Source organism: Paenibacillus sp. J22FR83 (assembly GCF_059691955.1).
Window position 1 is genome coordinate 1 of sequence record NZ_JCAUAM010000005.1, and the last position, 19,521, is coordinate 19,521.

The following is a 19,521-nucleotide window of genomic DNA, read 5'->3' on the forward strand; positions in this document are numbered from 1 at the left end:
GTGGAAATTACCGTAATATCCAAGGTGAAGAACGTCGGAAAGCCGTGTGAGGGAAAACCTCACGCACGGTTTGATGAGGAGAGGCTGGTAAACCCAGCCTTTCACTCTACAGTTTGTTGGAAATTCCTCTTATACTCAAAATAAATGGATTTTCTGTAGTTATTTCCAGGCTTTTTCACTAGTTTGTACGAAATCAAAGGAATTAACTACATATTTTCCATTTAAATCAAATTTCAGGTTTTATTTTGTCGTATTAGATGTAGGTTTTCCAGTTATTTCATTTACCTACCTGCTTCGGCGGCAACTTTGAAACATGTCACTCTCACTTAACACAGATGCTGTTGCATCAGAACCACAGTAAGTGACTGTATCGTCCGATTTCGTTCGTTTCTTTCAAACTCATCCAACTCACCCGATATCTGATGCAGCCAACTCAATCAATCAACCCAATCAACCCAATCAACCCAATCAACTCAACTAGTTCATAGGCCCTGTCCAACAAGCCAACTCATTCGCTTCATCCACCTCATCTGACTCTCCCGACCAATCGGTCCATCCAACGCTTTCACCTCATCTACCTTATCCAATCAAATCATCTATTTCTTCCTACTTAACTCTTAACTCATCCATGCGCATCTATCAGCAACTCTAACCCTGGGTGCACAAAATTCAGAAAACGCAGATGTAAGGCGCATACTACGGACTTTACGGGTGATAAATTTGGTTGAGACGGCACTATGAAAGATCTTTTAGCTCGTTCATCTAACTATGGCGATTTAGCGACTATGACGTGCTGTGAGGGAGCAGGGCTATGCATACCGACGATTTTACGCTATGATAATGGCTAAACCGCACATTGGGGGGCTTGACATGAATTTTACGAAAATGCACGGACTTGGCAATGATTTCATTGTTGTAGCCGGAGAGAAAGAGCTCCCTGCCGGGGCGGACCAGTTGGCTATTCAGCTGTGTAATCGATTTTTTAGCATCGGGGCTGACGGTGTTGTTTTTATTCTTCCTTCAGAGAAAGCTGATTTTCAAATGCGCATTATCAACTCGGATGGATCTGAGGCCGAGCAATGCGGCAATGCGATCCGCTGTGTTTCCAAATATGTGTACGACCATAAACTAATTGATGCCACAGAAATTACCGTTGAGACCATTGGTGCTGGTGTACAGAAGGTGCAAGTACAAGTGCAAGATGGCCGAGTGGTGACCGCTCGTGTGGACATGGGCGAGCCCATTTTACAAGGACTTCAAGTGCCAACGACAGTCAATGCTGACAAAGTAATCGATTATCCGATTGAGGTCGATGGTACATCGTTTCGTTTCACTGCGGTATCCATGGGGAATCCCCATTGTGTCATTTATGTAGAGGATGCTGTGAATTTTGATTTGGCGACATGGGGGCCTAAGCTTGAGGCACATCCTATGTTTCCTCGTAAAATAAATGTCGAATTCGCAACGGTTCGAGATCGTGCATATACCGATATGCGCGTTTGGGAGCGTGGCGCTGGGCCGACGCTTGCTTGCGGAACTGGCGCGTGTGCTACGCTTGTCTCTTCCGTGCTGAACGGTCTATCTGATCGTGAGGCAACCGTTTCACTCAAAGGTGGAGATTTGTTCATCGAGTGGCTGGAAGAGGATAATCACGTCTATATGACGGGGCCTGCCGAAGAAGTGTTTACAGGCAAATTATAGATAGGGGAAATGAGGCATGAAATTGGATCTTCGTGCAGCGCTGCAAGGGGAGATTTTGACCGGTGACGGCGCTATGGGGACTTACTTATATCAGATGGGATTTCCCGTCGGCATTTCATATGAAGAATTGAATTTGCTTAGACCGGAAACGGTCGCTGACGTGCACCGCCGTTATTTCGAGGCAGGTGCTCGTCTTATTGAAACGAATACGTTTTCGGCGAATCGGGAGAAGCTCTCGAAGTATGGGCTGGAAGGCGACGTTGAGGCGATTAATCGTGCGGGCGTTGAGCTAGCAAGGAACGCTGTTGGCAATGAGGCTTATGTCGTGGGAGCTATCGGATCCATTCGCGCAGGCAAACGGAAAAATGTGAGAACCTCTGAGGTGGAACAATCCTTACAGGAGCAGATAGGTATCCTGCTTGACTCACCTGTGGACGGGTTGTTGCTAGAGACCTTCTATGATTTGGAAGAGTTGCAGCTTGCTTTGCGCATTATTCGCAGTATGAGTAATCTTCCAGTTATTTGCCAATTTGCAAATGAGGGCACGGGCAGTACGCAGGACGGCGTTCCGCTGCAAGAAGCCTTTCTGCGGCTGCGTGATGAAGGCGCTGATGTGATCGGCTTCAACTGCCGAGTCGGCCCGAACGGTATTCTGCGCTCGATGGAGAAAATCGCGCCGATCCCTGGCATTCCGTTCTCGGCGTTCCCGAACGCAGGATTGCCCGACTACGTAGACGGGCATTATACGTATGCGGCGACGCCGAAGTACTTCGCCGAAAGCGCGCTGCGCTTCGCCGATCTTGGCGCGCGCATCATCGGCGGCTGCTGCGGCACGACGCCGGAGCACATCGCCGCTGTGGCGAAGGCGCTGCAAGGCTACGTGCCTGCTGCACCAGGCAAAGCTCCCGCGGGAGCCGCTGCGATTGTGCTCGAGCCGGCACCGGCGAAGCCTGCGCCGCCGGCGGGCATCCCATCGCTGCTGGACATCGTGAAGCAGCGCAAAACCGTCATTGTCGAGCTGGATCCCCCGAAGGATCTAGACATCGAGAAGTTCATGCAGGGGTCTAAAGCCCTGCATGATGCACATGTCGACGCCATAACGATGGCCGACAATTCCCTTGCTGTGACGCGCATGAGCAACCTGGCACTCGGCTACCTCGTGCAGGAGCGCTTGGGCGCGCGTCCGCTCATTCACATCGCGTGTCGTGACCGCAACATGATCGGGACGCAGTCCCATCTCATGGGCTTGCACGCGCTGGGGATAGATCACGTGCTGGCCGTGACCGGCGATCCCGCCAAGTTTGGCGATCTCCCCGGTTCCAGCTCCGTGTACGATCTGACCTCATTCGAAATTATTCGGATGATCAAACAACTCAACGAAGGCATTGCTTTCTCCGGTAAACCTTTGAAGCAGAAGGCTAATTTCGTTGTTGGGGCAGCATTCAATCCGAATGTGAAACATCTTGATAAAGCCGTTCAGCGTTTGGAGCGCAAAATTGAAGCAGGCGCAGATTATATTATGACCCAGCCCGTCTATGATGCGAAGCTGATTGAAGATATTTATGAGGCAACGAAGCATTTGTCCATTCCCATCTTCATCGGTATCGCCCCGCTGGCTAGTGGCGGCAATGCGGAATACCTGCATAATGAGGTTCCAGGTATTCGGTTGTCAGATGAAGTTAGAGCACGGATGGATGGCTTGAAAGGTCCAGAAGGTCGTGCGATGGGCGTAGAAATTGCCAAAGAATTGCTGGATACCGCCATGCAATACTTTAATGGCATTTACCTGATGACGCCATTTCTGGCGTATGAAATGTGCGTAGATCTGACGAATTATGTGTGGGAAAAGTCGAAAAGGCATGATTTCCACTTGTACCCACTTTCAAAATGAATTAAAATAGGGTAATGGATGTGATTAGAATGATTTGCAGTATGACCGGGTTCGGACAAGCGAATCGTTCTTTTGCGGGATACAACGTGTTTATCGATGTGAAATCGGTCAATCATAGGTATAGTGAAGTGTCGATTCGGTTGCCGAAGGAATGGGCTGCTTTTGAAGACGCTTTGAAGAAAACGGTATTGCATGTTGTGAAGCGAGGACGGGTAGATGTCTTCATCACGGCGGAACGTGAAGCAGCTTCCCCGAAGAACGTAACAGTGAATTACGCTTTGGCAGATGCTTATCTGGAAGCAGCCCAGCAGTTGAAGCTGCGATACGGTATCACGGGTGAGGTAGATCTCAGCGATTTATTGAAACTTCCTGAGCTGATTCAAATGAAAGATGTGCGTCAAGAGAGTGATGACGAGATTGAACAGGAGCTATGCCTCTGCTTAGAAGAGGCTGTCGCTCAGCTATCCGCAATGAGACACCGCGAAGGCAGGTTCTTAGAGCAGGATATCCGTGAGCGGCTAGCTGAGATGAAGCGAATTCATATCGAGTTAGAAGCGCTTGCTCCTCAAATCGTTCAGGAATATGCGGCGAAGATGACGATTCGTATTCAGTCTCTTGTTCTTGATGGGATACCTGTGGATGAGCAACGCTTAGCTACTGAGATTGCTCTCTTCGCAGATCGTTCGAATGTGGATGAGGAATTAACGCGTCTGAAGAGTCATTTTGGACAATGTGAGGTATTGCTGGAAGACAAAGAGCCTGTTGGCCGAAAGTTAGACTTCTTGATTCAAGAAATGAATCGGGAAGTGAACACAATTGGCTCGAAGTCGAATCATTCGGAGCCTACGGCTAGAGTGATTACGATGAAGGCAGAGCTTGAGAAAATGCGGGAACAAATACAGAATATCGAGTGAAGCTTGCATGCGCTTCGCGAGGAGGAAGTCCTAGATGGCTATCAAATTAATCAATATCGGGTTCGGCAACATCGTATCGGCGAACCGCATTATCTCGATTGTGAGTCCAGAATCTGCTCCGATCAAGAGAATCATTCAAGAAGCGCGTGATCGTCACATGCTGATTGACGCTACATATGGTAGAAGAACCCGTGCCGTTATTATCACGGACAGTGATCATGTGATTTTGTCGGCAGTACAACCAGAAACGGTAGCGCATAGACTTTCGAATAAGGACGATGATCATGACGAGTAATACGAACACTCTCGAGCGCGAGAGAGGTATTCTGATTGTTTTATCCGGACCGTCTGGTGTTGGCAAAGGAACGGTATGTGCGGCGCTGCGCAAAGTTGCTCCTGATATTGTCTACTCGGTATCAGCAACAACACGTTCTCCTAGACAAGGTGAAGTAGACGGTGTGAATTATTTTTTCAAAACCCGCGAACAATTTCAGCAGTTGATTGAGACCGATGAAGTGTTGGAATGGGCCGAATATGTAGGCAACTTCTATGGAACGCCTAGACGTTTCGTGGAAGAAACCCTTCGTTCAGGTCACGATGTTATTTTGGAGATTGAGGTGCAAGGGGCACTTCAGGTCAAACAGAAGTTTGACGAAGGTGTATTTATTTTCTTGTTGCCGCCATCTCTGGATGAGCTGGAGAATCGCATTGTTACACGAGGCACGGAAACAGACGAAGTCATTCGCAGCCGGATGTCTGTGGCTATTGATGAGATTCGTTTGATGGAACACTATGATTATGCGATTGTGAATGATCATGTGGATACCGCGTGTTCGAAGATTCAAGCCATTTTAGCGGCTGAACATTGTAAAAAAGATCGTATGTTTCCCAAAATCGTACAATGGATGGATGAGGTGAATTGAATGTTATACCCTTCAATTGATAAACTGCTTGATATCGTGGACAGCAAGTACTCCCTGGTTGTAGCTGCTTCCAAGCGAGCTAGATCTCTGCGTGATGGTGCAAAGTCCGATTTGAAAGGCCAAAAAGCTCACAAGCATGTAGGTCTTGCGCTAGAAGAACTTTACGGTAACTACATTGGTTACGAGAAAATCAATGCTAATGAGAACGAGAAATACGCCAAGAAATAAACCGCCTTACCCAACAACCCTCGTGGTTGTTATTTTTTTCTCAAAATATTGGCATTCTATGTTTCACATTATGAATCGGCTATTTTTTTGATGAATGCTCCTATCCTTGAAGGACGGGTAGTCGTTTATTCGATTTGACAGCTCGAAAGGGGATTTCCATGGGTGTATTGCAAGGCAAAACGATCGTGCTCGGTGTCTGTGGAGGCATTGCGGCTTATAAGGCTGCGGCGTTAACAAGTAAATTAACACAAGCTGGGGCTGTTGTGAGGGTCATCATGACACGATCTGCGGTGCAGTTCGTTGCGCCTTTAACGTTTCAAACCTTGTCGCGGCATCATGTTTTTGTGGATACTTTCGATGAAAAGGATCCCGCGGTTGTGTCTCATATCAATTTGGCGGACAGCGCAGATCTCGTGCTGATTGCTCCAGCTACAGCTAATATGATTGGCAAGCTAGCACTAGGATTAGGGGATGACATGCTAAGCACCACATTGCTTGCAACCATGGCACCGATCTGGGTGGCGCCTGCGATGAATGTGCATATGTACGCGAATCCAGCCGTGCAGACGAATATGGAGACGCTGCGCCGTCGTGGCGTACGTTTCATTGAGCCTGGCGAAGGGCAACTAGCCTGTGGGTATGTGGGCAAAGGGCGTCTTGCTGAGCCTGAGGAAATTATGGCCGCGGTTGAGCGGCATTTTCAAGGGGAACCAGGTCGATTAGCGGGCAAACGTGTCTTAGTAACGGCCGGAGGCACGGTAGAACGTCTTGATCCAGTGCGTTATTTGACCAATGACTCTTCAGGGAAAATGGGCTATGCCATCGCGGAAGAAGCAGTCCGCATGGGGGCGAAGGTAACATTGGTGTCAGGGCCGTCGGCCCTATCCGTACCTGAAGGCGTACAGCTTGTTCCCGTGCAGTCCGCACTGGATATGCGCGAAGCGGTGATAAGCCGGCTTACGGACAACCAGCTGATTATTAAAGCAGCAGCTGTGGCTGATTATCGTCCGGCAGTAGTTGCTGAGCAGAAAATCAAGAAGAAAGCGGACTCGCTGACGCTCGAGCTTATTAAGAATCCGGATATTTTGCAGGAGATCGGCACGCTGAAGACGAAAAAACAGTTCGTTATCGGGTTTGCAGCGGAAACAGAGCGCCTAGATGAACATGCGATGGACAAGCTGAAGCGCAAAAATTGTGATCTCATCGTAGGGAACGATGTGTCACAAGAGGGTGCTGGCTTTGGTGGGGACACGAATGTCGTTCGCTTCTATGATCAGAATGGGCTTGTACAAGCGCTGCCGATTCAAAGCAAATGGGATGTTGCACGCAAGCTTCTTGAGCTGGCTGCAGAGCGAATGGCCGCGGTTGCGGGGGAATCCTGATGTACGCTAAAGTCATTGTCGATGTCCCAGCCAAGCAAACGAATCGGGCGTTCGACTATGAAGTGCCGTCATCCCTGAGCAAGTGGGTCGAAGTCGGCAGTCGAGTAGGTGTACCTTTTGGTCCCCGCGTTCTGCAAGGTTTTGTGGTTGAACTGCATGAGGAAACGCAAGTAGATGCGAAGCGCATCAAGCCGATTCAAAATGTGTTGGATCTGGTTCCACCCTTGACGAGCGAACTTGTTAGTCTGGGGCGTTGGATTAGTCGTATGTATATGTGTCATGAAGTGACGGCCCTGCAGGCGATGCTTCCTGCGGCGCTTAAAGCGAAATATGAGCGCGTGATTATTGTGGGGGATGAATCTGAGGATCAATCCCTTCTCGATATGCCAGATATAGAAGCGATTATTAACTTTGTGAAGAGTAAGGAATCGGTTTCCATGGACGTGTTGTTGGAGCGGTTTTCCAAAGAGGGCGCTCTGATCAAAGAACTGTTGTCAACGGGCAGGCTGGTGGAAGTGCAGCTTGTGAAGGATCGGATGGCGACCAAAAAGGCGCTTACCGTTTTTCCACCTGCAGGTGGACATGGGTTGGAAGAGGCGCTTGCTGAGCTTCCGGCTAGAGCGAATAAGCAGAAGGATGTACTGCGATATTTAATAGAGCATCCGCACGCTATTCGATTGACGGAGCTGATGGAAGCCATTGAGGTCGGAGCGAGCACGGTCAAAAGCTTGGCGGATCGCGGCTGGATTGAGCTGAGAGAAGTGGAAGTGATGCGCGACCCGTATAGCGGGCGTGCTTTCACAAGGACGAAGCCGCTTACCCTGACGGAGGAACAAAGTGGCGTGTTTACCCCTATTCGCGATGCGGTGGCTGAAGATCGACATGAGGTGTTTCTGCTGCATGGCGTAACGGGAAGCGGCAAGACAGAGGTATACCTACAATCCATCCAGCAATGCTTGGATATGGATAAGGAGGCCATTGTGCTTGTGCCGGAAATTTCATTGACGCCGCAGATGGTGGAGCGTTTTAAAGGGCGATTCGGCGACCTTGTTGCCGTTCTGCACAGTCGACTGTCGAATGGCGAGCGGTATGACGAGTGGCGTAAAATTACACGCAAGCAGGTAAAGGTCGTTATCGGCGCGCGTTCGGCGATTTTTGCCCCTTTTACGAACATTGGCTTAATCATTATAGATGAAGAGCATGAATCCTCGTACAAACAAGAAGAGAGTCCGAAATATCACACCCGTGATGTTGCTGTGCAAAGAGCGAAACAGCAAGATGCCGTTGTGGTGTTGGGCTCCGCTACGCCATCTCTAGAGAGTATGGAGAAGACGAGGCGCAGGAAAGATCGACTTCAACCTCCTTTTACATTGCTGACCATGAAGGAGCGTGTTGCAAGTAGACCTATGCCGCCTGTGACGATTGTGGATATGCGTGAGGAACTGAAAACCGGCAATCGGTCGATGTTTAGCAGATCCCTGTATAAAGCGATCGAAGAACGGTTACACAAGAAAGAACAGACGGTTTTGCTGCTGAATCGACGTGGTTACGCGACATTCGTGATGTGCCGGACGTGCGGTTTCGTTTCACAGTGTCCACATTGCGATATTTCGTTGACCTATCACCAGAGCTCACATGCGCTGCGTTGTCATTATTGCGGGTATGCGGAGCGTGAGGTGAAGGAGTGTCCAAGTTGTCAGTCTGAGCATATTCGGCATTTTGGGACCGGGACGCAGCGTGTTGAGGAAGAGCTTAGTAAGATATTTCCTGGCATTAGGGTTATTCGTATGGATGTGGATACGACGACTGAAAAGGGTTCACATGAGAAATGGTTGACGATGTTTCGTGAGAAGCAGGCGGATGTTCTTCTTGGAACGCAGATGGTAGCCAAAGGATTGGACTTCCCTGATGTTACCTTGGTCGGGGTGATCGCGGCGGATACCGTGCTGAATATACCGGATTTTCGCTCCGCTGAGAGGACCTTCCAGCTCTTAACCCAAGTTGCGGGTCGAGCAGGCCGGCATGAGAAGCAAGGGGAAGTGTTTGTTCAAACGTACACACCGGACCATTACAGCGTGCAGTATGCGAGTCAACATGATTATATTGCGTTTGCCAACCATGAGATGGATATTCGGGCCAATCTAGGCTACCCACCTTATCAAAAATTGATTTTAATTACGTTCTCACATGAACAAGTACCGCTTTTGGTACGCATGGCGGAAGCCTTTGTTACACGCTTGAAAGAGATCGCTCTCCCTTATACGAGGCAGCAAGTAGATTTGTTTGCGGAAGCTGTATCGCTGGATTCATCCTTCCATTTTGACGTGCTAGGACCTGTGGCTTCGCCTATTTCCCGAATCAAAGATAGATATCGATTCCAATGCGTGGTAAAATATCGTGGGGAAGATAGAGCTGCAGAGATCGTTGGGAAGACAGTAGCTTGGTTTGAGGAACGCTCGGCCAAAGAAAAGCTGCTAATAAGCGTGGATGTTGACCCGCAATATTTGATGTAATAACCCCTAATCGAGATGACTTAAAGGTAGGTGCACATTCATGGCTATTCGTATTATTGTTAAAGATCCAGATCCTGTGCTGCGCGAGAAAGCGATCACAGTTACGAAATTTAATTCCAATCTGCATAAATTGCTTGATGATATGGCAGATACCATGTATGAGGCGGAAGGCGTGGGCCTTGCTGCCCCACAAATCGGTATCCTAAAGCGCGTAATCGTGATGGATTGTGGCGAGGAACATGGCGGGTTAATCGAAATGGTGAATCCTGAGATCGTCGTATCTAGCGGGGAACAAATGGGTCCTGAAGGCTGTCTGAGTATTCCTGGGCTTCGTGGTGATGTACTTCGTGCGTTGAACGTAACGGCGAAGGGGCAAGATCGCGATGGGAATCCGATCGAAGTGACAGGCACGGAGCTGCTGGCTCGTTGTATTTTTCATGAGATTGATCACTTGAATGGCGTATTGTTTACCGATCTTGCGGTCAAAACATATACAGCCGATGAAGAAGAGGAAGAAGAAGCGTGAATATCATTTTCATGGGTACGCCAGATTTCGCAGTACCCTCCTTGCAGGCACTCTTGGAGGAAGGCTATAACGTAACAACGGTGATTACGCAGCCGGATCGGCCGAAGGGACGCAAACGCGTCCTTACTCCGACGCCAGTGAAGGTAGAGGCTGAGAAGCATGGCATTCCCGTGCTTCAACCAGTGAAGCTGCGTGAGGCAGATTCCGTAGAGCAGATCCGCCAACTTGCGCCAGATTTAATTGTCACTGCAGCTTATGGCCAAATTTTACCGAAATCGGTGTTGGATTTGCCGAAGTATGGCTGCATTAATATTCATGCATCGCTGCTTCCGAAATATCGGGGAGGAGCGCCGATTCATCACGCAGTTATGCGAGGCGAGGCCGAAACAGGCGTTACCATCATGTATATGGCGGTTGGATTAGATACGGGAGACATGATCTCGCGTGTTGAACTTCCGATTGAAGATACGGATACGACGGGGATGCTGTTTGACAAGCTGAGTATAGCTGGAGCTGATCTGCTGAAGCGGACGCTGCCAGATTTATTGGCTGGGCGGATCGAAGCTGTTCCTCAGAATGAGGCGGATGCGATCTATTCACCGAATATTCGCAGGGAAGATGAACTTCTGGACTGGTCACGTTCTGCAACCGAGTTGTGGAACCACATTCGAGGATTAAACCCGTATCCCGGCGCATATACGTTCTGGAATGGGGATGTACTGAAGGTATGGGCGAGCTGGAAGCCGAAGCAAGCAGGTCAGGATCGCTCTGGCGCAGCGCCAGGCACTGTGCTTAGCTGCAGCGAGCAAGGGATTGAAGTGATGACGGGAGCAGGCACATTGTGGCTAACGGAGATTCAACCTGCTGGCAAAAAGGCGATGCCGGTGTCCGAGTTTATTCGCGGAGTGCGAATTCCTGCGGGGACGGTATTGGGGAATGCGTAAAGCGTAAATTGTACGTGGCAAATTGTATTAGTTCGATTTTACCCACGTAAAGTGGACGAAATCGACTAACCCTTCGAATAATAGCCAAATAGTTCGGGAAAATCGAATTATTACGCACGCATGGGCTGATTTGGTTCATTTAAGTCGGATTTTCCTGACTATTAAATATACACTGTGAATAATGCCATGAAAAAATGAGGTATTTGATTTTGTCTACAAACAAACCAAGTCGTCCGCATGGCGGACATACGAATTCGCAGAGCGCTCGCAAGCCCTCTGCGCCAAAATCATCCTCGGGCGCTGCGAAGAGCAGCGCTGTTAAGCGTTCCGCCCGTGATGCGGCACTGGATGTGCTTATTCGAGTTGAAGAGAATCAGTCCTATAGCAATCTGCTGTTGAACCAAGTGCTGCAGAAGCACGCTCTTGAACGTGCAGATGCTGGACTGGCGACGGAGCTTGTATACGGCACAATTGGGCGCCAGAATACGATTGATTTCTTCTTGGAGCGCTTTGTCAGCAAAGGTCTTGCGAAGCTGGAGCCTTGGGTGCGGTGCTTGCTGCGGCTGAGCTTCTATCAGCTGCACTACTTGGACCGCATCCCTGACCATGCGGTCGTGAGCGAGGCGGTCAATATCGCGAAGCGCCGAGGCCATCAAGGCATCTCGGGCATGGTCAACGGTGTGCTGCGCGCAATTATCCGCAGCAAGGACGAGCTCACGCTGCCGGCTGCGCTCGGCGACGTGAAGCGCATCGCGCTGGGCCATTCCCATCCGGAATGGCTCGTGCGCCGATGGATCCGTCAGCTCGGCCCCCAGCTGACGGAACAGATCTGTGCGGCGAACAATGAGCCGCCGCACGTGAGCATTCGCGCGAACGCGAGGCGGCGCAGCCGCTTGGAGCTGCTCGAGCAGCTCCAAGCGAGCGGCCTCAGCGCGGAAGCGTCAGAGCTGGCCCCGGCCGGCATCCTTGTGCAGGGGGCCGGGAACATGGCGTTAGTCCCCGGCTTCCAGCAAGGGGACTTCTCGATTCAAGACGAGAGCTCGATGCTCGTCGCCGAGGCTCTTGACCCGCGTCCAGGCATGAAGGTGCTGGACTGTTGCGCCGCCCCTGGCGGCAAGACCACCCACATCGCGGAGAAGATGGACGATGTGGGACAGATTTGGGCTTGTGATCTCCATGAGCACAAGCAGAAACTAATCGCAGATCAAGCAGAGCGTCTGGGACTATCGTCGATTCAGACGCTCGTGACCGATGCTGCGAAGCTGGATGAGCATTTTGCGGCGGAGTCCTTCGACCGCATCCTTCTTGATGCGCCTTGCTCGGGCCTTGGGGTAATTCGCCGCAAGCCTGATCTCAAATGGGCGAAACAGGAGGCGGAGATCGATGCGATCTGTGAAACGCAGTATGCGATTCTGAGTCGTGTACATCGCTTGCTCAAGCCAGGCGGCGTGCTCGTGTACAGCACGTGCACAATTGAACACGCAGAGAATGAGGGCATGGTCGAGCGCTTTCTTGCCGAGCACAGCGAGTTCGAGTTAATTCCGCTGCCAGGGGATGTTTTCACGGAGATTGACGCGAAGGCTTCTGCGTCTGGCATGGTGCAAATAATGCCGCAGCAGTTCCATTCGGACGGTTTTTTTATCGCCAGGCTGCGTAAGCGTGACGTGTAACAGACAGGGACGTGTGTTCGTTCCCCCTTTGTGTTAAAATATTTTAAAATAGACGAAATAACAACAGGTTGTGATAAATGTGGGTTTAAAGCCGTATGAGAAAGATAAACCATTTGTATATGATTTGAATTGGGATGAGTGGCAAAGTTGGGTCAAAGATAACGGGGAGTCCGCGTTCCGTGCTGGTCAAATTTTTGACTGGTTATATATTAAACGCGTATTCAGTTTCGACGAAATGTCGAATTTGCCGAAAACACTTCGCGACAAGCTGAAGGATCAATTTGAGTTCGTTACCTTGTCCGAGATTACCAAATATCAATCCCAGGATGGCACGGTCAAGTTCTTGTTTGAGCTTGAAGATAAGAATGCCATCGAAACCGTCGTGATGAAGCATAATTACGGCAATAGTATTTGCGTGACGACGCAAGTCGGCTGTCGAGTCGGTTGTACATTCTGTGCATCCACGCTAGGCGGGCTGAAGCGGGATCTACGACCGGGTGAGATTGTCGCCCAGGTTGTGAAAGCGCAGAAATTGCTGGATGAGACGGGAGAGCGTATCTCTTCCATCGTGATCATGGGGATTGGTGAGCCTTTCGAAAATTATGAAGCGACCATGAATTTCCTGCGTGTCATGATTCACCCGAAAGGGTTGAATATCGGACAGCGTCACATCACGGTATCCACGAGTGGAATCGTACCGAACATTTACAAGTTCGCGGATGAGAATTTGCAAGTAAATTTGGCGATTTCGATCCATGCGCCGAATGATGCACTGCGATCGAAGCTAATGCCGGTTAATCGCAGGTTCCCTTTCGTAGATCTCATCGAAGCTTGTAAGTATTACATTGCCAAAACGGGCAGACGTATTACGTTTGAATATGCCCTTATGGGCGAAGTGAATGACCAGCCTGAACATGCGGAAGAGCTGGCGCTAGTCTTAAAAGATATGCCGCTCAGCCATGTAAATCTGATTCCTGTCAACTTTGTGGCTGAACGTGATTTCAAACGTACACCCCGAGATGATATTTTTACCTTCCAACGTATTCTGGAGAAGGGCAAAATTAATGCCACCATACGCCGTGAACAAGGTAGTGATATTGCTGCTGCCTGCGGACAATTGCGAGCGAAGCATATGGAGAGCAGTAAATGAGGTGAGAGCCGGATGAAGATGGTAAGTCGTACCGATATAGGGAAGGTCCGTCAAGTCAATGAAGACCGTGCCGCTATCCACCATCAACTCAATGGTCTATCTTTGGCTATTGTTGCGGATGGCATGGGGGGGCATCAAGCTGGTGATATTGCCAGTCAAATGGCCATTGACACGATTGGCGCGCAATTGCAATCCATCCATTGGGGAATGTCGGTGGAGTCCTGTAAGCAAATACTGAGGGAAGCGATTGAGAAGGCGAATGAGGAGATTTATGCTTTTGCGTCGGATCAAGAAAAGTACCATGGCATGGGAACGACAGTCGTTGCCATTATTGTTTCACAGGAGCTTCTCATTATCGGACATATCGGGGATAGCCGTGCGTATAAGCTGACTGGGGAATCTATCCAGCAACTGACGGAGGATCATTCCTTAGTTTACGAGCTTGTCAAGAATGGGCAGCTTACGATGGAAGAGGCTGATCATCATCCAAGACGCAATTGGATCACACGTGCACTCGGCACTGAGCCTAGTGTGGAAGTCGATCTGTATGAGTATGCGTGGCGTCCAGACGATGTTATTCTTATTTGTTCGGATGGTTTGAGCGGATTGGTTGAGGATAGCGATATATTGCGAATTGTTCGTGCGAGCGAACGGTTGGAAGATGCGGCAGATGAACTGATTCAGAGCGCACTTCGCGAAGGCGGAGATGATAATGTAACGGTGCTTTTGATTGCACATGATCAGGATTCGGACGAAAAAAGGGGTGATGGGAATTGATCGGTAGAAAGCTTGGAGGCCGCTATGAGATCTTAGAACGTATTGGCGGAGGCGGCATGGCTTTAGTCTACAAAGGGCATGATTTGCTCCTGAATCGTAAAGTGGCTGTTAAAGTACTGCGTTCACAGTATGTGCACGATGAAGAATTCATACGTCGTTTCCGCAGAGAAGCACAAGCAGCCGCTTCCCTATCTCATCCTAATGTTGTCAGTATTTATGACGTTGGGCAAGAAGAAGATGTCCATTACATTGTGATGGAATATATCGAAGGCAAGACACTGAATGATTTGATTAAGGAAAAGGCGCCCCTACAGGTGGAAGATGCAGTTCATTATGCAAGTCAAATTGCAGATGCACTTGATCACGCCCATCACAATGAAATTATTCACCGCGATATCAAGCCGCACAATATTCTAATTGGCAAAAATGGTCGTGTGAAGGTGACGGATTTCGGTATTGCGAGAGCTGCGACATCATCCACGATTACACAAACCGGTTCTGTCGTCGGTTCTGTTCATTATTTCTCACCTGAGCATGCGAAAGGTACGAATACGGGGGAAAAGTCCGATTTGTATTCACTTGGCATTGTGATGTATCAGATGCTAACAGGAAGACTTCCTTTTCTAGGGGAAAGTCCGATTTCCGTTGCTCTGAAGCATTTGCAGGAGGATGTGGAAGAGCCGCGTAAGGTGAATCCGCTCATTCCGCAAAGTGTAGAGAATATTATACTCAAAGCGATGCGCAAAAAGCCGGAAGAACGGTATCAGTCTGCCAAGCTGATGATGGCGGATCTTGATACATGTTTGGCGCCAGATCGCCGGAATGAAGCGAAGGTCGCTTTCTGGGATGCTTATGGCATGGATGAAGAGCGTACGCTGGTTATGCCAGCCATTCGCGCTGATCAGCTAGCTCAATTCGATAACGATGACGATGATGAACCAGACAAGCCAGCTTGGCGAGAAGAGCCCCCTCCTTCCAAGGGAAAAGGCTGGATTAAGCCGCTCATTTGGATTGCTGTTTTGCTTATCGTGCTGGGCGGTATGTGGTATATGGTTGGCTATGTGAAGGGAATGTTCGCCATTGAGACGGTTGATGTCCCGAATGTCGAGAATAAGCTACTGACACAAGCGCAAGCTGAGTTAACGGTTGCTAGATTAGGCTGGACGGTCGAAATCGACGCGGATAGCAAACTGCCCAAAGATACGGTTATTCGTCAAGATCCCAGCGGGATGAGATTGAATGTCGGAACGAAGGTAACTCTTTATGTGAGTAAAGGCATACCCAAAATCAAACTGGACAATTATACGGGACAAAGCCTAGGCGATGTTAAATTAAAGCTGCAGGGATTAGGTATCAAGGATGACCAAATTACGGTCAAATCCGAAACATCCGACAATGCGCCGGATCTGATTCTCAGGCAGTCACCATCTCCTGGTGAGGAGTTTGAATTGGACAAAGCGGCGATTACCCTTACGGTGAGCAAAGCGAAAGAAACGGTTAAAATGACAGACTTAGTCGGTATGTCGGAAGCAGAGGCCAAGGCACAGATCACGAAGTTAGGTCTGAAGCTTCCTGTCAATGGGATTACTCGTGAGAGAAGCTACAAAGTAGCTAAAGGGAAAGTAATCGCACAGTTCCCTTACAAAAAGGATGAGGAAGCCTCCATTGGCGGGGAAGTCTCGCTTGTCATTAGTGATGGTTTGCCCGAGGAAGCTGGACAGTTATCCGTTAGTGTGGGGGTAAAGCCTACGACGGAAGGCAAGGATTCTGTGTTCAAAATTATCGTGAGCGACGCCCAATATGAGAACTTTGAATACTTGACGGAAAAAGTATCGAAGGCGCAAAATTTGGACGTTAAAGTCATTGTTTCACCTGAAAAGAAAGCCGTAATCTTGATCAAAGAGGGAGACAGCTTGGTTAACTCAATTACACGTACCTATCAAGATTATTTAGATCAGAAAAGTGGGAAAAACGTATCTCCGAGTCCTTCTCCAACTCCGAAGACGCAAAATACAGGACCTGCTATTCCTGTAGGCGGCACTGGAAATGGGCAAGGACAAACCGGTGGAACAGCTTCCAAACCACCTGCTGGAGGGGCTAATTAATGCCGCAAGGACTCATTGTCAAAGCGCTTAGCGGGTATTATTATGTATTGCCTGAAGGGATGGCTCTTCTAGAGGGGAATACAGTAACTTGCCGTGGAAGAGGCGTGTTCAAAAACAAAAAAATTACACCGCTTGTTGGAGATCGTGTTGTGTACGAAAATACGGAGAACGGGGAGGGAACCGTAACGGAAATCCTTCCTCGCTCTTCGGAGCTCATTCGTCCGCCGATTGCGAATGTGGACGTAGTTGTGCTTGTGTTTTCGGTGACAGAGCCTGTTCTGAATACGCAGTTATTGGACAAGTTTCTGGTGCATATCGAGAATACGGGGATTGATGTGCTATTATGCTTCACCAAAAGCGATTTGCTGACGGAAACGGATGACAATGCCGCTCATGCCAAAGAAATGACGTCGACTGAATTTGAGCGTATTACGACGCTATATGAGGGGATCGGTTATCCCTTCGTTACGACGAGTTCTAGGCTAGAAGAGGGTGTAGAGGCGATTCTACAGCATTTGGATGGCAAAGTGAGTGTGTTTGCTGGGCAATCCGGTGTGGGCAAGTCTTCTTTATTGAATAAAATGATTAGCGGGCTTGATCTGGAGACGAATGCAATCTCTCAACGATTAGGAAGAGGTAAGCATACGACTCGTCATGTGGAGCTGCTGCCTCTTGCTAATGGGGGCCTTGTTGCCGATACACCAGGCTTCAGCCAACTTGACTTCATGGAAGTCGAAGCGGAAGGTCTGAGCAGTTGTTTCCGAGAGTTCGCGGCTGTCGCTGAGGGGTGTAGGTTTAGAGGTTGTTTGCATCTGCATGAACCGGACTGTAAAGTGCGGGACGGCGTTGCCAGTGGAACGATAGCAGCTTCTCGTTATGATCATTACTTGTTATTTTTAACTGAAATCAAAGATCGGAAGAGGAGGTATTAGGCGTAATGGTATATGTAGCACCTTCTATTTTATCTGCAGATTTTGCCAAGCTTGGCGATGAGATTAAAGCAGTGGAGCAGGGCGGAGCGGATTGGATTCATGTTGATGTCATGGATGGCCATTTCGTTCCCAATATTACAATTGGTCCCTTAGTTGTTGATGCGATTCGTCCAGTTACCAAGCTGCCGCTCGATGTGCATTTGATGATCGAAAAGCCGGATCGATATATTCCTGATTTCATTAAGGCGGGTGCGGATCTGATTTCTGTGCATGTAGAAGCTTGTACGCATCTGCACCGGACGCTTGACCTTATCAAACAAAGTGGGATTAAAGCTGGCGTTGTGCTGAATCCTGCTACACCGATTTCACTCATTGAGCATGTGCTTGATGAGCACTTGGATCTCGTGCTAATCATGACGGTGAATCCAGGCTTTGGTGGGCAGGCGTTCATCCCTGGTATGCTGAGTAAAATTCGCGCGCTGCGTGAGCAGGCGAATGCGAAGGGTCTCACAGGGCTGCACATCGAAGTAGACGGCGGTGTCAACGAGATTACAGCTCGTCAGGTTATAGACGCGGGGGCTGATGTCTTGGTTGCCGGCAATGCCGTGTTCGGGCAACAGGATCGTGCTGAGGCCATTAGGCGAATACGCGGCTAAAAGGGGACGAAAGATAATGAGATTTCTCTGGCTAGGGATGTACAGTCTGCTTTGCGCGGTATTATTGACTTGTTTTTCAACCATAGACGATTTTGTGAAGTACATTTTCTCGCTTGGTGCTCTTTACGTAGGGATGCGGTTCTTCCGTCGATTTGAGCAAATTAGCTTCCGCGTATGGTTTATCGTAATCTCGGTATTCTTCTATTTCATTTTTAGTTTAATTGTTGCATTGTACAATGAGGTGGGCATAACCGCCCCATAGTCGCATACATATAGTTACAAGAGTGATACGCTCTTGTAGCTTTTTTTGCTTTCTGGAAGCAACTGAATTGTGGGAGGAAGTAAAAATAGAAGGCACTTTTTCTACGCTCTGGGCATACACTGTTGTAATGATGTTTGAGGAGCAGCCATGCACGCCCGCGAAACGTTTGCTAAAGAAGGTCAGTGAACTGGCGCTAGAACAAGCAGAAGCTTGTGAATAGGGCGGCTGACGGGCCGCGAAGTGATGCTTGAACGAGGTCAGTGGGCTGGCAATCATTCTAAGCGGATGCTTTCGAACCCAGTTCCCTGACGAAAACTCTAAGGAGGGGTAGAGAATGAAATTCTATACAATCAAACTGCCGAGATTTTTGGGAGGATTCGTGAAAGCCGTACTTAATACATTTAGTAAAAACTAGTTTTCGCCCATACTTACGTCATTCTCCCCAGGAATGCAAAAAAAGCACCGATTAAGGTGCTTTTTGTCATTCACATAAGTAAGTTAAGTATCCGTAGCTACGAATTAAACGCGAGCCACTTTTCCGGATTTCAACGCACGAGTACTTACGTAAACCCGTTTCGGTTTACCATCAACGAGGATGCGAACCTTTTGAACGTTAACTCCCCAAGTACGCTTGTTTTTATTGTTAGCGTGGGACACGTGATTTCCTGAACTAGGACTTTTACCTGTAATGAAACATTTGCGGGACATGTTTGACACCTCCTTCGGCAGTATACAAAGAAGCCTGGGTGGCAAGCCTAAGCTTGACATGACAGTATTCCTCAAATTTTTACTTGTGATACGTGAACGTAACCAGCAAAAACACACTTAAACATAATAGCATAGCAAAAGGAGTCGAGTCAACGAATTAGCAGCATTTTTGCCGTTTATTTATGAAGTATGTTATAGTACAATGAAGATTAGTCTTGGTATAGCGAAACTTGAAGGAG

Annotated in this window: 19 protein-coding genes; 18 read left to right on the forward strand and 1 reads right to left on the reverse strand. The window is 48.8% G+C overall.

Going from position 1 to position 19,521, the window contains the following annotated elements:
• Positions 1–870 precede the first annotated feature (870 nt).
• The 18 genes from dapF (at position 871) to spoVM (ending at position 18,989) form a co-directional block, all read left to right on the forward strand.
• On the forward strand, positions 871–1,701 hold the full coding sequence (gene dapF / locus AC58PV_RS10295; protein WP_497432171.1) for a diaminopimelate epimerase: 831 nt from the start codon (positions 871–873) through the stop codon (positions 1,699–1,701).
• A gap of 16 nt (positions 1,702–1,717) precedes the next feature.
• Positions 1,718–3,592: a bifunctional homocysteine S-methyltransferase/methylenetetrahydrofolate reductase gene (locus AC58PV_RS10300; protein WP_497432172.1), complete on the forward strand. Its 1,875-nt coding sequence runs from the start codon at positions 1,718–1,720 to the stop codon at positions 3,590–3,592.
• 29 nt (positions 3,593–3,621) lie between these two features.
• Entirely contained in the window at positions 3,622–4,506 is an 885-nt protein-coding gene (locus tag AC58PV_RS10305; RefSeq protein ID WP_497432173.1) for a YicC/YloC family endoribonuclease, read from the forward strand.
• A 34-nt stretch (positions 4,507–4,540) separates the two neighbouring features.
• Positions 4,541–4,801, forward strand: coding sequence for an extracellular matrix/biofilm regulator RemA (remA, locus tag AC58PV_RS10310; protein WP_009672664.1), 261 nt, complete (start codon positions 4,541–4,543; stop codon positions 4,799–4,801).
• A complete protein-coding gene (gene gmk / locus AC58PV_RS10315) occupies positions 4,791–5,429 on the forward strand; it encodes a guanylate kinase (protein WP_497432174.1) in 639 nt (212 codons plus the stop codon). Before remA ends, gmk begins: the two co-directional genes overlap by 11 nt.
• Positions 5,430–5,657, forward strand: coding sequence for a DNA-directed RNA polymerase subunit omega (rpoZ, locus tag AC58PV_RS10320; RefSeq protein WP_497432175.1), 228 nt, complete (start codon positions 5,430–5,432; stop codon positions 5,655–5,657).
• 158 nt (positions 5,658–5,815) lie between these two features.
• On the forward strand, positions 5,816–7,039 hold the full coding sequence (gene coaBC, locus AC58PV_RS10325; RefSeq protein ID WP_497432176.1) for a bifunctional phosphopantothenoylcysteine decarboxylase/phosphopantothenate--cysteine ligase CoaBC: 1,224 nt from the start codon (positions 5,816–5,818) through the stop codon (positions 7,037–7,039).
• Positions 7,039–9,552, forward strand: a complete 2,514-nt coding sequence (priA, locus tag AC58PV_RS10330) for a primosomal protein N' (protein ID WP_497432177.1) — start codon at positions 7,039–7,041, stop codon at positions 9,550–9,552. Before coaBC ends, priA begins: the two co-directional genes overlap by 1 nt.
• 40 nt (positions 9,553–9,592) lie before the next feature.
• Positions 9,593–10,078, forward strand: coding sequence for a peptide deformylase (def, locus tag AC58PV_RS10335; protein ID WP_057313262.1), 486 nt, complete (start codon positions 9,593–9,595; stop codon positions 10,076–10,078).
• On the forward strand, positions 10,075–11,022 hold the full coding sequence (fmt, locus tag AC58PV_RS10340) for a methionyl-tRNA formyltransferase (RefSeq protein WP_497432178.1): 948 nt from the start codon (positions 10,075–10,077) through the stop codon (positions 11,020–11,022). The genes def and fmt overlap by 4 nt, the downstream gene beginning before the upstream one ends.
• Before the next feature lie 194 nt (positions 11,023–11,216).
• A complete protein-coding gene (rsmB, locus tag AC58PV_RS10345) occupies positions 11,217–12,692 on the forward strand; it encodes a 16S rRNA (cytosine(967)-C(5))-methyltransferase RsmB (RefSeq protein WP_497432179.1) in 1,476 nt (491 codons plus the stop codon).
• A gap of 79 nt (positions 12,693–12,771) precedes the next feature.
• The gene (rlmN, locus tag AC58PV_RS10350; protein WP_057313261.1) at positions 12,772–13,842 is read left to right on the forward strand and encodes a dual-specificity RNA methyltransferase RlmN; all 1,071 of its coding nucleotides are present in this window, start codon (positions 12,772–12,774) and stop codon (positions 13,840–13,842) included.
• Positions 13,843–13,854: 12 nt separating this feature from the next.
• Positions 13,855–14,619 (forward strand): Stp1/IreP family PP2C-type Ser/Thr phosphatase, encoded by a 765-nt coding sequence (locus AC58PV_RS10355; RefSeq protein WP_497432180.1) that lies wholly within the window; start codon positions 13,855–13,857, stop codon positions 14,617–14,619.
• Complete coding sequence (pknB, locus tag AC58PV_RS10360) at positions 14,616–16,724, forward strand: Stk1 family PASTA domain-containing Ser/Thr kinase (protein ID WP_497432181.1); 2,109 nt, start codon at positions 14,616–14,618, stop codon at positions 16,722–16,724. Before AC58PV_RS10355 ends, pknB begins: the two co-directional genes overlap by 4 nt.
• Positions 16,724–17,656, forward strand: coding sequence for a ribosome small subunit-dependent GTPase A (rsgA, locus tag AC58PV_RS10365; RefSeq protein WP_497432182.1), 933 nt, complete (start codon positions 16,724–16,726; stop codon positions 17,654–17,656). Before pknB ends, rsgA begins: the two co-directional genes overlap by 1 nt.
• Positions 17,657–17,661: 5 nt before the next feature.
• On the forward strand, positions 17,662–18,312 hold the full coding sequence (rpe, locus tag AC58PV_RS10370) for a ribulose-phosphate 3-epimerase (RefSeq protein ID WP_497432183.1): 651 nt from the start codon (positions 17,662–17,664) through the stop codon (positions 18,310–18,312).
• A 16-nt stretch (positions 18,313–18,328) separates the two neighbouring features.
• On the forward strand, positions 18,329–18,574 hold the full coding sequence (locus AC58PV_RS10375) for a hypothetical protein (RefSeq protein ID WP_497432184.1): 246 nt from the start codon (positions 18,329–18,331) through the stop codon (positions 18,572–18,574).
• A 334-nt stretch (positions 18,575–18,908) separates the two neighbouring features.
• The gene (gene spoVM, locus AC58PV_RS10380; protein ID WP_036634233.1) at positions 18,909–18,989 is read left to right on the forward strand and encodes a stage V sporulation protein SpoVM; all 81 of its coding nucleotides are present in this window, start codon (positions 18,909–18,911) and stop codon (positions 18,987–18,989) included.
• 104 nt (positions 18,990–19,093) lie between these two features.
• On the opposite strand, the gene rpmB is transcribed toward spoVM, so the two are convergent.
• Positions 19,094–19,282: a 50S ribosomal protein L28 gene (gene rpmB, locus AC58PV_RS10385; RefSeq protein WP_029197753.1), complete on the reverse strand. Its 189-nt coding sequence runs from the start codon at positions 19,280–19,282 to the stop codon at positions 19,094–19,096.
• Between the last annotated feature and the right edge of the window lie 239 nt (positions 19,283–19,521).

Coding starts and splice junctions, on each gene's coding strand:
- dapF (WP_497432171.1), top strand. CDS start 871: ATGAATTTTACGAAAATGCACGGACTTGGCAATGATTTCATTGTTGTA.
- AC58PV_RS10300 (WP_497432172.1), top strand. CDS start 1,718: ATGAAATTGGATCTTCGTGCAGCGCTGCAAGGGGAGATTTTGACCGGT.
- AC58PV_RS10305 (WP_497432173.1), top strand. CDS start 3,622: ATGATTTGCAGTATGACCGGGTTCGGACAAGCGAATCGTTCTTTTGCG.
- remA (WP_009672664.1), top strand. CDS start 4,541: ATGGCTATCAAATTAATCAATATCGGGTTCGGCAACATCGTATCGGCG.
- gmk (WP_497432174.1), top strand. CDS start 4,791: ATGACGAGTAATACGAACACTCTCGAGCGCGAGAGAGGTATTCTGATT.
- rpoZ (WP_497432175.1), top strand. CDS start 5,430: ATGTTATACCCTTCAATTGATAAACTGCTTGATATCGTGGACAGCAAG.
- coaBC (WP_497432176.1), top strand. CDS start 5,816: ATGGGTGTATTGCAAGGCAAAACGATCGTGCTCGGTGTCTGTGGAGGC.
- priA (WP_497432177.1), top strand. CDS start 7,039: ATGTACGCTAAAGTCATTGTCGATGTCCCAGCCAAGCAAACGAATCGG.
- def (WP_057313262.1), top strand. CDS start 9,593: ATGGCTATTCGTATTATTGTTAAAGATCCAGATCCTGTGCTGCGCGAG.
- rsmB (WP_497432179.1), top strand. CDS start 11,217: ATGAGGTATTTGATTTTGTCTACAAACAAACCAAGTCGTCCGCATGGC.
- AC58PV_RS10355 (WP_497432180.1), top strand. CDS start 13,855: ATGAAGATGGTAAGTCGTACCGATATAGGGAAGGTCCGTCAAGTCAAT.
- rsgA (WP_497432182.1), top strand. CDS start 16,724: ATGCCGCAAGGACTCATTGTCAAAGCGCTTAGCGGGTATTATTATGTA.
- rpe (WP_497432183.1), top strand. CDS start 17,662: ATGGTATATGTAGCACCTTCTATTTTATCTGCAGATTTTGCCAAGCTT.
- AC58PV_RS10375 (WP_497432184.1), top strand. CDS start 18,329: ATGAGATTTCTCTGGCTAGGGATGTACAGTCTGCTTTGCGCGGTATTA.
- spoVM (WP_036634233.1), top strand. CDS start 18,909: ATGAAATTCTATACAATCAAACTGCCGAGATTTTTGGGAGGATTCGTG.
- rpmB (WP_029197753.1), bottom strand. CDS start 19,282: ATGTCCCGCAAATGTTTCATTACAGGTAAAAGTCCTAGTTCAGGAAAT.